The following is a 12,593-nucleotide window of genomic DNA, read 5'->3' as shown; positions in this document are numbered from 1 at the left end:
CTTATCGTTATGATTCAATCGCACTTAATATAGGACTAACACACTCTACTCTTTGCTAATGAAGAGATAAATGGCATCAAAAGACAATGTTATTTTCCTTTTTTGCTATAATATGAAACACATTACACCAGTTAGAGAACAGATATGGCTAAAGCTGACGATATAATTCTATTCGTTCTGGTCGTTGATGAAGGCTCATTTTCTAAGGTTGCTGAAAAACTGGCACTAACCAATTCTGTGGTCAGCAAACGTATTGCACGGCTGGAGGAAAACTTAAATGCACAGCTTTTGTACAGAACCACTCGAAAGCTCAGCCTAACCGATGCCGGAAGAACACTGTATAACAAAGCTAAAATAGCTAAATTTGCCTTTCAAGAAGCAGAAAACGCGGTAAACGGTTATGGTGATAATATGAAAGGCCATATACGTATTACTGTGCCTGTGGTGTCCGCTAATTTGATATTGAGCGCGTCAATTGCCGAATTTTGTAAAATCCATCCTGAAATATCGGTAGAATTACAAATTACCAATCGAATCGTTGATTTAATTGAAGAAGGCTATGATCTTGCGATAAGAACTGCCGAACTTGAAGACTCATCACTCATTGCAAGACGCCTTATAGATAGCCAATGGGTCATATGTGCGACATCAAACTACTTAAAGCAGCATGGCACTCCTCAAACGCCTGAACAATTACAAAACCATGAGTGCTTGATCTATAAGTTTGATAACACTTCTAACGACATATGGCCACTATATATAGACGGCACAGAACAACTACTCCCTGTACATGGTCGGTTTCATAGCAATCATCTTAGTGCCATTAAACAAGCCACTCTTAGCGATTTAGGCATTGCATTTTTACCACAAGCACTTGTTTATAATGAGCTTCAGCAAAATACGCTTACGCAGATTTTGCAACGTTTTACCCGAAAAAGAATGGGGATGTACGCTGTTTACCCTAAGGCAAAGCAACCAGATCAAAAATTAAAACTGCTCGTTGCCCATTTGCGAGAATCATTACATCAAAAACAGGCTTACTACTGTTAAGTAATAAGCCTATTTTTGATGTATATAAGATGAATGGAATCGAAAAGCTAATAAGAGGTTCTTATTATTCGCGCTATAGAGGTTACTTGTTTTATATATAGGGCGTGTCATCAACATTGAATATAATCACACATACCAACAGTGAGTTTCTTAATATGAGCAACAAGCATGAAAACAATTCTATGATGCCACCCAAAAAGATAATTCAAGGGGGCGCACTACCTCATAAGACCATACTGAGCTTACAAGGTAGTACAAACAACTCTGACAAAGTTGTTGAAGTGCGTAATGGAGGGTTTGGATCGGATTTAGCATCCCATCCTACTAATCCCAATCAGTTTTACGCTCTAACTGATAGAGGCCCTAATGCGGACTTTGAAGGCTCAGAAGGTGCAGGTAAGAAATTTTTAATAGCAGATTACACACCCCGTATTGGGCTTTTTGAGATCCAAAGTGATGGCACTATTATCAAAATAAAAGAAATCCTACTAAAAGATACCTCGAAAAACCCAATAAGTGGACTGCCAAATCCCAAGGCATTAGGGGGCACAAATGAAGTGCCCTATGATGTCAATGGTCAACTAATAACTTGTGATTCTACACGACCATTTGATGTAGTAATCAATCCAATTAAAACAGATGTATGGGGCCTTGACCCTGAAGGCTTAGTCGCTTTGATGGATGGTAGCTTTTGGGTTAGTGATGAATATGGTCCGCACATTGTGCATTTTAATGCTGAAGGTGTAGAGATTGAGCGAATCAACCCTTTTAATAATGATAAGCGTAATAATGTCATCGTGAACGGTAAAATCCTTCTACTACCCTATGAGCTGTGCAAACGTAATGCAAATAAAGGTATGGAGTCTTTGACCATTACTCCAGATCAAACAACTTTGGTTGCCATAATTGAAGCCTCTTTGAATAACCCTTCAGGGTCTGGTGCATCATGTGATCTCACCCGAATAGTGACCATTAACCTCAAAACAGGACAGATTTCTCAATACTTATATCGATTAAACAATGCACAGCAATTTACATCCGGTATTGTCGCCATAAATCATCATGAGTTTTATGTGATTGAACATGACAGGAAATTCCCATTACAGACTGGACATCCTCAAAAACATATTTACAAAATAGATGTCTCACAGGCTACTGATATTGAGAGCATTGTAAAAGCTAATGGTGATTCCAGCATAACCGATAACCCTTACCGCGAATTCGACTTAGTACAGGATGAGGATTTGGGATTACTTATTGATGGCAAAACCCTTGAACAGATTGTTGCCTCAAAAAATTTGGGATGGGAGCGTTTATTTGAGCTTGCAATTCTACCTATGAAAAAGCAGTTAGCCGTCGATGTAATGTCAGAGATTGATTATCCGCATGATAAGCTTGAAGGCATTTGGTTGAGAGAGGATGGGTCTATTGGACTCTTAAATGATGATGATTTTGGCATCACTGATGAAGATGAAAATATAGAACAAAAATATTTAGATATTAATAAAACAATCGAAGATACCAATAGGCTTTATATTATCGAACCTAAACAATGTGAATAGAAAATCGCTATATATAAGACCGATTTTAAAGTTAAAACGGTCGAAAAGATAGCCGCTAATTACGTTGGTCTCTCAGTGGCTAAAAATCAGCTTCCGGATGGTCTCAGCCGGGCTTACAAAGTATAGTAGACAAAAATAAATAGATTACCAAATTTTCAATTGATGACCGTAGATAACCAAATAATGTGTCTTTACGTGCATTGACTTCTTTTAGATTACTTGGCTCGCTACATAGCCATTAAACTGTAAGTTTTATGACTAATATTTACATTGTCTTGGTATTTTGTTGTCAGTCTTATATTTCATTCAAAGACTTAAATTTCCTTGATACTCTTGTGGTCCATCAATCGTACGCATCCATTTAACCGACATAATTTGCCAACGTGGATCCTCTGCTTTTAAAAGCTGATAAGTTCCTTTAAAGTGTTCAAAACCATACATTACATAAATCTTATTTTCGGACTGTGTGGTAATGGATTCATAAAGTTTTTTACTATAATCACGTGGTTTTTTTTCACAATGATATTTATTTACGGGCTATTTAATCCACGATTTAGATATGAGTATTTTATATATTGAAGTCGCTATAGACCTACTATCTCTTACGTGAGTTTTTTGCCACCTACATTGCTATACATTTAGAATATAGGTGGTCCTACCTCAATCTAAACTACAATCCAAATCCTTCTACACACTTACTAACTGGCTAATAGCTTTTTTCAAATTTCAAAAACAAGCTCGATAAGATCACTAAATAGCACTTAATCCCTATTGCTTACGCATTGAAACAGGCATCACTAACTTTCAAAATGAGACACAGGCTTAGCATTGCTTGTCGGCGTACTTTCTATGTCATTCAAATTGCCAGTCATGCTTGCTTTAACATCGCCTAGATTGGGAGATGAAGGAGTGAGCCACAGCACCATAATCATGCCTAGTAGAACGAAAGTAACACCTACTAAACGGCCAGCATTTATTTCTTTCATTGGTAAATTCATAAAACCGTATTGATCTAATATTAATGAAATAAGCATTTGCCCCGCTATCACGCACACGATAAAGCGAGTTGCTCCTAAACGAGGAACTAAAATTAATGCGGATGTAATATAAATGACGCCAGCTATACCACCAAGCCACACCCACATCGGTAATTGTCCCATTTGATTCAATATTGGCGCAGGGACACGCATAGCGAGAATGACAGGTATTGCTATAAGCACACTCACTAATAGCGACACTACTGTCGCCCAAAGAGGATGTCCAAGAGCACGGCCTAGCTCAGCATTACTTGCAGCTTGGAGAGGGACTAAAGCGCCGGCAACTAGGGCGATAATGGCAAAAAAGATGCCAGTCAGTGGGAAATTCATAAGTTTGCTCCAGATGTATTTAATTTTCTGGAATAATTATTTCATATTAAAAATTTGAATTGAAATTATTGTTTTTTTACTTCACTATTCGTCATATGAATAACTTAAGACGTATCGACCTTAATTTGCTCGTGACGTTGCACGCATTATTAATTGAAAAGCACGTATCACGAGCTGCTCTCCGGTTACATAAAAGTCAGCCGGCAGTTAGCCATGCGCTGGCTCATTTACGTACCATATTTGATGATCCTCTATTGGTTCGACGTTCGGGAAAGTTGGAACTGACTTCGCGAGCGAGCGAGTTAATTCTGCCCTTGACTGATGTCTTAGAGCAGCTTGGTGCGTTGATTGATACCCCAGAATTCAATCCTCTCAGTGCGAAGCGAGTATTTCGTCTGGCTATGTCTGACTATGGCGCGCGTGTATTTATGCCGAGTTTGGTGCGCTCATTAAGAATGCTTGCGCCTGGTATTGAGCTTGAGGTGAGTCAAGGAAGTCGAGAAGCGATGATGGCGGATGTGTTCGATGGTGAAACTGACATGGCTTTCGGTGTCTTTCCAGATAAAGTGCCAGAAGCGCTTCGTATGTACACCCTGTTTGTTGAGTCTTTTGCTTGTTTAGCAGACAAAAACACTTTGCCAAATAGTGGTACTCTCGACAAGAGTAGTTGGTTGGCTCGACCGCATATCCTCGTAGCCATGCAGTCAGGTGCCAACAATGAAATTGAACGTGCACTTAGTGGCACAGGATTAAGTCGTCATGTTGTAATGACTCTGCCGCACTGGGGAATTGCCAATCAATTAGTGGCCGGTACTGACCTGATCTTGACAGCGGCGCGGCGTAGCTTCGATATGACTGATAGCAACTCACAGGTTCAAATATTCGAACCGCCTTTTCCAATTGAATCATTCGATTTTAAATTGCTATGGCATCAACGCCGTGAGGGCGATGCCGCGCATAATTGGCTGAGGCAATTAATTATTAGTGTGCTTAATTCAGAGCTTAACGAAAAAAGTTAGCAGAAACGTTTAGAACAACAACTCAGTCCAACCACATATACCTATTATTAATGCTAGCCAACTAACCTTTAATATGTGTATAGCGCTTTTTGATCTATGCTGTCAAACCTGCAAATACCGACATTGATAGCTCAATGGCTCTATATCTTACTGAACCAATTTAATGAGCTAGTAATTGCTGAACTGATTCAATATAGATCGTTCCCTATACAAGCATCAAACTACTAATGTTAAATATAACTCTAATGGCTGCGAAGTCGGTAGCATGGTTAATTATCATTAAGCTGTTTGATTGAAATATCCCAAGTTGGTTCCTATAGGATAGTAAGCATAGCTCATAGTAATTTTAGTTTTAAGTAGGGCTAAGGAATTTAAATAGTTACTAAGTTTTCAATACACCAATTCCATACTGCATCCACATTCTTTCTCGATGCAGTCACTCGTTTTCGGACAAGATAATAATTTGGTTCTACGATTAGATCCGACTCACTCACTTGAATCAAGCGACCCGCCGATAAGTCCGCTTGTACAAAAGCCTGACAGGCAATCGCAACTCCCTGACCAGCCAAAGCAGCATCTAAAGCGAGCGCAGTTTGATTAAATACTGCACCCGGTAATTTACCTGTAATCCCAAAGAAACGTGGCCAATGATTGTGCGAGTCGTGCAGCAATGGCATATCACGCAAGTACTTAAGTAATATAGGAAGTGTTCTGTCACCGATAAGATGAGGGCTGGCAACTGGCACAAGTTTTTGTTTAAACAGTAGCCGCGTCTCAAACGATGTAAGGAATGGTGGATCAGTGAGACGCACAGCAATATCTACTTGATCACGATCAAAGTCTGCAATGGATTCGGTCGCTACCGTGCGCAAATCAATACCAGGCACTGCGGCCGTTAAGACAGATAGTTGAGGCAACAAGATTTTAGTTGCAAAAGCAGGTGTCACGCTAATAGTAACAGTTTCAGGCTCCTTAAGTAGTTGTACTGTTGCCTTATTTATAGTGTCAAGAGCCTGTGTGATTTCTGCAAAATATACGCTTCCTTTACTGGTAAGTGCAACGCCTCTGGGTAGCCTCTGAAATAAAGAAAAACCAATATATTCTTCTAATATACGAACTTGCTGAGCAACGGCCCCTTGTGTCACAAAAAGCTCATCAGCGGCTGCACGGAAACTTAGCTTGCGACCAGCAGCTTCAAATGCACGTAAGGCATTTAGCGGCGGCAGAGAACGATGGTTTGGCATAACACCCTTCCAAACAATAGATTATCTACAGTCTAACACCTTTTAATATCATGCAAGTTATTTACATTCACTGGCTATAATGAATAAATGATAGCTAATGAAGTAGAGAGTGACTGTAGAAAAACTCATTCCTTTTACAGCAGTAAATCAAACAGAGAGCCTACTTCAGCTCTTAAACTTCTTTAATCTGTCATAAAGCCATACTCTCATCTATAAGTTATATAAAGCATAGATTTCATTGGCTCTACGCTTATCAAGTAGATACCTATTGATGGGAGTTTGTTCTACCTCACAAGCGAGGCAAATCGCCGTCTAGCTACTTAGATGGCTTTCGAGTTTTTAAGGTGGCTTTTATGTTTAGAGTATATACAGCGCTCATTTTACTGGGTGTGATTTGGGGGTCAAATTTCATTTTTATGAAATGGGCTACAGACTTAATTTCGCCCGCTCAAACTGTATTTTTACGAGTACTATTTGGTTTTTTGCCGTTGGTACTAATCGCATGGCGTAGTAAGGTCATTACTCGTAAACAGTTGCCTCATATACCACACTTTATAGTGATGTCAGTACTCGCAACTTCTTTTTATTACTATGGGTTTGTTGCAGGCACTGCGCTATTACCCAGTAGTATTGCAGGATTATTGAGCGGTTCAATTCCCATTTTTACTTTTTTAGGTGCTGCGTTATTCTTGCCTGAAGAGCGACCAACTAAGCAAATGGCTCTAGGCGTTTTGTTAGGGTTTGCTGGTATTGCATTAAGCGCCCGACCTTGGCAAGGGGCAATGGGTGCTTCTCTCATAGGCGTATTATGGATGTTAGCAGGATCTCTGAGCGTCGGTGCATCATTTGTATATGCACGTCGTTTTTTATCTCCTTTGAAACTACCACCACTTGCGTTGGCAACTTGGCAGACGGGTATAGCCGTTATAACGCTGTCAGTACTGATTGATTTTGAGGGTATTACTAAGATAGCAACAAACACGAAGGCAATGTGGGGAACAGTACTTGGACTTGGCGTATTAGGAACAGGTGCAGCTTATCTCATCTATTATTTTATTATTGAAAAATTAGGTTCTGTGAAGGCTGCTGGTGCTACTTATATTGCGCCAATCGTTGCTGTTATTATTGGTATCATAATTGGAGAGGATATTACCAGTCTAGAGATCGTAGCTTTAGTATTGATTCTTGGTGGCGTTCTATTGATCCAAACTGGAAAAAGGGCTCCAGTTTAAGCTATATTTTTTAGGTATATCTAAGGCGAACCAATCAGGTGCTTTCACTGGTTCGGTTCGCTAGTGAGAGCTTGAACCTTTGGCTGTTACTACTCTTTTCATCCCTCAGAGTATTTTTGATACACTACCATAATTTTAATAGAGGGTTAAGCATATGACTAAACTACAAATGGTTACCTTAGGGATATGGTTACTGTCTATACCTTATTACTTTATTAGCCAGCGATTAACAGAGGATATGATCGCCCCTATCCGTATTGATCTATTGGCTATCTGTGCACTATTAGCAGCATTAACGTTAGCTACTTTGATTCAGTGGTTAATTAGGCAATATAAGTTACGGTCAACTTAGCATTACTTATAAAAAACCCGATGGTGGTCTAAAAAGTATGCTGATATGCTGGCGTTATCTATACCTAAATACTGCACAACTGAGGGACGCACTTGCTCGTTATTTAGAGTCTTACCTTCAATCTAAGAGGTTTTTAATAATCTCTAGAGTCACTGTATCTAACCGTGTCTCGACATTCAGATCAAATCCTAGCGTGAGCAGTTTTCCTAATAAACGTCCTTATAGTATTCGTACACAACTGACGAGTGGCAATAGTTTTTTGTCCGACCATTACCACTCAGTCCTGTTTGAATGCTCATGAATATAAATCATATGCTTCATATTTTCCTCAGAGATGTGCAGAGATAAAGCCATTAATCTCCTTATATTATGCGGAGATTAAGCAATAGAGACAATACATAAGATCAATGAAGTCAGTATATGTAGGATAAAATAATCCTAGGTATTTTCGTCGACCTACTTTGACATGTAGAGGTTAAGTTGAACGTTTGGGTCAATTTATATGACTGAAAGTAATATGTAAAAACAGTATTTTTAAGGTAATATTCTAATAAGAATCTGAATAGAATATTGACCCCAGTTGTCTATACTTAAGGAATATTGTGGAAACCATCGGCACACCTTGGCTATATGCCATTTTTTTTGCAATAGTCGCAGTCATGCTACTGACCGACTTTTTGGGCTTTAAGCATAAAGATCCGCTAGAGAATTCCGACGTAAACGCAGTACAAAATGAGCATCAACCTGTATCTATTAAATTGGCTGCGCTATGGAGTATTGCTTGAGTCAGTGTATCTGCTTTATTCGCAGGCGGATTATGGTGGTATCTAAATACAAATTTAGGCACGGCAGTTGCTAACCAAAAAACCTTGGAGTTTGTGACTGGTTATTTAATCGAAAAATCACTAGCGATTGATAACGTGTTTGTCTGGCTCATGATTTTTGGCGCGTTTGCTGTCCCACCTGCTTTGCAGCGTCGTATACTATTATATGGTGTAATAGGCGCTATTGTTTTACGCACTATTTTTATTCTTGCAGGCGCATGGCTAATTCAAGAGTTTTCATGGGTACTTTATATCTTTGGTGCGTTTTTGGTTTATACCGGTTATAAGTTTCTAAAAGGTGGTCACGACGAACCTGTCGACCTTGAAGAAATGAAGCTATTAAAATGGCTGCGTAGACATATGCGCATTACGCCCACGCTGCGAGGCGAAAAATTTTTAGTGCGTGAAAATGGTCTATTGTGGGCGACACCCATGTTGGTAGTGTTAATTTTAGTCGAAATCTCTGATGTTATTTTTGCGGTTGACTCTATTCCTGCCATTTTTGCCATTACCACCGACCCATTCATTGTATTGAGTGCTAATTTATTCGCTATTTTAGGTCTACGTGCTATGTTCTTCCTGTTAGCAGGCGCAGCAGCCACAATGCACTACTTACCATATGGGCTAGGCGTAATCATGACCTTTATTGGTATAAAAATGCTGCTACTTGATCTTTATCATGTTCCAATTGCCATCTCTTTAGGCTTTATTGCAGTAGTGCTCATTATTACTGGGTTGATGTCATGGCGTTATGCTAAAAATAATCCGCAGGCGCAGATATAAGCAAATATGGGACTAAACATATCTATCAAAACCTTGGTATGAAACGTGCACTGCAAGTTTCTGCAGGAACTGGTTTAACTGCGTCAAGCTCCTGTTTAATCTCCTTATCTAACACTAAAAACTTAGGTATAGTTGACTAATACACTTTGACGAATGGTCGTGCTTTTAGACTATTTAATATTATTGATGAGTACAACTGTGAAGCCTTAACCATTGGGATTGACTTCTCACTGCATGCTCAATCATACATAGGCTGAATCAGCTGATTGAAATTGAATACCGAGGTAAACCGGTTCAAGTAAGATGTGATAACAGACCTGAATACCTCAGTAATACACTCAAAGACTGAGTGATAGAACAAAGCATCCTGATCAATTATATTAAGGCTATCTACAACAAAATGCTTATGTTAAGCGCTATAAAAGAACGATACGCTATGATTGGTTAAACCAAGAGTTGTTTACGGATTTAGATCGAGTCCGTAAACAAACAAAGGATTGGTTGCATCATTACAATAACGCACGACTTAATATGCATAGTAGCAGCTCTACGCTGACACAGAAATTAAATCAGGCAGTTTAATTATATTTATTAGGTATCTTATAGTTGGAAGGATCGTAATTAGAGCAACAGATCCATGGATACATTCATTATTATAATATGGCAACGGCCATCGATAAAACGATGAATAGAAACTACTGTTACAAATTACCTTTGATTTGAACCCGTTCTATTCCATTACAATAATAAATAAGTCACCAATAGGATAAGGTAATTTAATGCATCAAATGAGTGAGTGGGTGCTGGCTATCATGGTAAAGTTTGGGTATCTCGGCATTATATTTGCTATGTTTGCCGAAAATGTTTTCCCGCCTATACCGTCTGAGCTTATTATGCCAGCAGCAGGTTTTGCGGCAGCTAGAGGTGATTTAAATATATTTCTAGTTATACTAACGGGTACGTTTGGCAGCGTTATTGGTGCCTTGCCTCTATACTATTTAGGAACTTTGTTTAATAAAGAACGCCTAATATTATTTACTGAAAAGTACGGTAAATACGTATTTATTAAGGCTGAGGATATTTTATCTTCCAATGCTTGGTTCGATAAACATGGTAAGAAAGCGGTCTTTTTTGGCCGTATGGTACCTGGTATTCGTTCACTGATTTCTATCCCTGCAGGAATGAATAAAATGTCGCTGATCTCTTTTTTAACATTAACGGCTTTAGGGTCTAGTATTTGGACGACAGCGTTGACTCTAGCAGGGTTTTATCTCGGTAAAAACTACGAAGTCATCGCGACCATGCTAGCACCATACTCTAAGCTTTTCTTACTGCTTGCCATAGCTATTATTATCGCTTGGCTTATCAAACGTCGAATTTCTGCTCAGCACAGTAATATTAATATTTAAGGAGCTTTCTTACATAAATAACTTAACTCCAAAAGTTGAACCGCCCAGAGATTGTCGAAGACTTCCTGTCCTTAAAGAATCAGACAAATTTGGGACGGTTTATAGTATAGCTATAGAAGCCATGAGTTTCATTAAGTGTCATCTCTCTCAATTTTTACTAGAAGAATTCTTGTAGACAAAGCTTCTAAAATTGTAAAAACATACCCATCACTGCTGACTTGCTCATTGACTTGACCAATACCGCCTAGCCTAAAATTGATATAGCCACCTAAGGTCAGCTGCTCGACTTCTTCTAATAAACTTGGCTCATTTAACTCAAGACGCAATTGATCTAGGCTAATAGTACCTTCAGCTATCCAATGATCATCTTGTTTAAAAAACTCTAACGTTTCATCTTCATCAGGAAACTCGCCAGCAATGGCTTCAAACAGATCTAAAGGCGTCACTAGTCCTGCGACTTGACCATACTCATCAACCACTATGGCCAAGTTACCCTTGGCATTTTTTAGCAAATTAATAAGACGCAAATTACCAATGCTATTAGAAACGAAAACAGGCTTTTGCTTAGTAAATAAAGGTTCTAAAGCCGAGTAAATATTGTCAGGCTGTTTGTTTAATACCGATAAGATATCTTTGGCTCGTACTACGCTCAATATCTTGTTTAACTGTCCTTAGCAAACAGGTAATAAACTGTGTGGTGTTGATAGTACTTTCTTATATATCTCGTCTATACTATCTTCTATATTAATCCAAGAGATATCTGAGCGTGGCGTCATGATGGTTTCAACATCTCGTTCGCCTAACGCGAGCACACCGCTGATCATATAACGCTCCTCTTCTTCAAAAGGAATGACTGGTATGGAGCTTTTGTCTTCCGTTAGCAGATCTTCATTATCGTTAGAAGTTTTACCACCCATCAGTTTTAGAATACTGTCTGCGGCTCTATCTCGTAGAGGAATAACGCTCTCATGCTTATTACGGTTACGTTGCATGAATTGATTAAAGGCTTCAATAACAATAGAAAAGCCAATAGCTGCATATAAATAGCCTTTTGGTATGTGAAAGCCTAATCCTTCAACGATCAAACTAAATCCAATCATAAGCAAAAAGCCCAAGCATAGGATAACGACAGTAGGATGCTTACCCACAAAATCAGTTAAAGCTTTGGCCGCTAAAATCATTACTGCCATGGCTACAATAACCGCAGCCATCATTACTTCTACATGCTTTACCATGCCGACCGCGGTTATCACTGCATCAAAGGAGAAGACGGCATCCAAGATAACGATTTGCGCAACAACAGCCGCAAAGCCTGCATATACTTTACTATTATTATTAGTATCAGGTTTGCCTTCTAATCGTTCATGCAGCTCAAATGTTGCTTTGAATAATAGAAAGAAACCACCGACAACCAAGATCAAGTCTCTGATTGATAAATTGAATGTACCATAACTAACCACAGGTTCAGTCAGTGTCACAAGCCATGACATGACAAACAGTAGCCCTAAGCGCATAACTAGCGCTAGACCAAGCCCTAGATTGCGAGCTTTACTACGTTGATGCGGGGGAAGTTTGTTAGCAAGAATGGCAATAAAAACTAGATTATCAATACCTAGGATAATCTCAAGACTAACTAACGCAAGAAAACCAAGCCATATCGAAGGATCGCTTAGAAGTTCTATCATTTAATTTGATACTCTTTATTGAAAGGGATTAAGAGAACAATACAGCTATTGCTAAAAAGTAACAGT

Annotated in this window: 8 protein-coding genes and 3 pseudogenes; 8 read left to right on the top strand and 3 right to left on the bottom strand. The window is 39.0% G+C overall.

What is annotated here, in order from left to right; all coding sequences use genetic code 11:
• The first annotated feature begins 144 nt into the window (after positions 1 to 144).
• Together FW759_RS00530 and FW759_RS00525 are read left to right on the top strand one after the other, a co-directional pair.
• Positions 145 to 1,050 (top strand): LysR family transcriptional regulator, encoded by a 906-nt coding sequence (locus tag FW759_RS00530; protein WP_062844539.1) that lies wholly within the window; start codon positions 145 to 147, stop codon positions 1,048 to 1,050.
• Positions 1,051 to 1,205: 155 nt separating this feature from the next.
• Positions 1,206 to 2,612: an esterase-like activity of phytase family protein gene (locus FW759_RS00525; RefSeq protein WP_446441863.1), complete on the top strand. Its 1,407-nt coding sequence runs from the start codon at positions 1,206 to 1,208 to the stop codon at positions 2,610 to 2,612.
• 797 nt (positions 2,613 to 3,409) lie between these two features.
• On the opposite strand, the gene FW759_RS00520 is transcribed toward FW759_RS00525, so the two are convergent.
• The gene (locus FW759_RS00520) at positions 3,410 to 3,979 is read right to left on the bottom strand and encodes a DMT family transporter (protein WP_084387285.1); all 570 of its coding nucleotides are present in this window, start codon (positions 3,977 to 3,979) and stop codon (positions 3,410 to 3,412) included.
• A gap of 95 nt (positions 3,980 to 4,074) precedes the next feature.
• Between FW759_RS00520 and FW759_RS00515 the strand changes: the two genes are divergently transcribed.
• Positions 4,075 to 4,998, top strand: coding sequence for a LysR family transcriptional regulator (locus tag FW759_RS00515; protein ID WP_062844537.1), 924 nt, complete (start codon positions 4,075 to 4,077; stop codon positions 4,996 to 4,998).
• 371 nt (positions 4,999 to 5,369) lie between these two features.
• On the opposite strand, the gene FW759_RS00510 is transcribed toward FW759_RS00515, so the two are convergent.
• Positions 5,370 to 6,242, bottom strand: coding sequence for a LysR substrate-binding domain-containing protein (locus tag FW759_RS00510; protein ID WP_446441862.1), 873 nt, complete (start codon positions 6,240 to 6,242; stop codon positions 5,370 to 5,372).
• 353 nt (positions 6,243 to 6,595) lie between these two features.
• Between FW759_RS00510 and FW759_RS00505 the strand changes: the two genes are divergently transcribed.
• The 5 genes and pseudogenes from FW759_RS00505 to FW759_RS00485 all read left to right on the top strand — a co-directional run bounded on the left by FW759_RS00505 (position 6,596) and on the right by FW759_RS00485 (position 10,842).
• A complete protein-coding gene (locus FW759_RS00505; RefSeq protein ID WP_446441861.1) occupies positions 6,596 to 7,474 on the top strand; it encodes a DMT family transporter in 879 nt (292 codons plus the stop codon).
• Positions 7,475 to 7,628: 154 nt separating this feature from the next.
• Entirely contained in the window at positions 7,629 to 7,826 is a 198-nt protein-coding gene (locus FW759_RS00500) for a hypothetical protein (protein WP_062844534.1), read from the top strand.
• Between the two features lie 602 nt (positions 7,827 to 8,428).
• A pseudogene (locus FW759_RS00495) lies at positions 8,429 to 9,433 on the top strand (TerC family protein).
• Between the two features lie 146 nt (positions 9,434 to 9,579).
• Positions 9,580 to 10,015 (top strand): annotated as a pseudogene (locus tag FW759_RS00490) (integrase core domain-containing protein); the annotation flags it as partial.
• 197 nt (positions 10,016 to 10,212) lie between these two features.
• Entirely contained in the window at positions 10,213 to 10,842 is a 630-nt protein-coding gene (locus FW759_RS00485) for a DedA family protein (protein ID WP_443570423.1), read from the top strand.
• 131 nt (positions 10,843 to 10,973) lie between these two features.
• On the opposite strand, the pseudogene FW759_RS00480 reads toward FW759_RS00485, so the two are convergent.
• Positions 10,974 to 12,527 (bottom strand): annotated as a pseudogene (locus FW759_RS00480) (TerC family protein).
• Positions 12,528 to 12,593 lie beyond the last annotated feature (66 nt).

The organism is Psychrobacter sp. 1176_08 (assembly GCF_052850615.1).
This window is presented reverse-complemented; position numbering and strand designations above follow the sequence as displayed.

Coding starts and splice junctions, on each gene's coding strand:
- FW759_RS00530 (WP_062844539.1), top strand. CDS start 145: ATGGCTAAAGCTGACGATATAATTCTATTCGTTCTGGTCGTTGATGAA.
- FW759_RS00505 (WP_446441861.1), top strand. CDS start 6,596: ATGTTTAGAGTATATACAGCGCTCATTTTACTGGGTGTGATTTGGGGG.
- FW759_RS00525 (WP_446441863.1), top strand. CDS start 1,206: ATGAGCAACAAGCATGAAAACAATTCTATGATGCCACCCAAAAAGATA.
- FW759_RS00515 (WP_062844537.1), top strand. CDS start 4,075: ATGAATAACTTAAGACGTATCGACCTTAATTTGCTCGTGACGTTGCAC.
- FW759_RS00500 (WP_062844534.1), top strand. CDS start 7,629: ATGACTAAACTACAAATGGTTACCTTAGGGATATGGTTACTGTCTATA.
- FW759_RS00520 (WP_084387285.1), bottom strand. CDS start 3,979: ATGAATTTCCCACTGACTGGCATCTTTTTTGCCATTATCGCCCTAGTT.
- FW759_RS00510 (WP_446441862.1), bottom strand. CDS start 6,242: ATGCCAAACCATCGTTCTCTGCCGCCGCTAAATGCCTTACGTGCATTT.
- FW759_RS00485 (WP_443570423.1), top strand. CDS start 10,213: ATGCATCAAATGAGTGAGTGGGTGCTGGCTATCATGGTAAAGTTTGGG.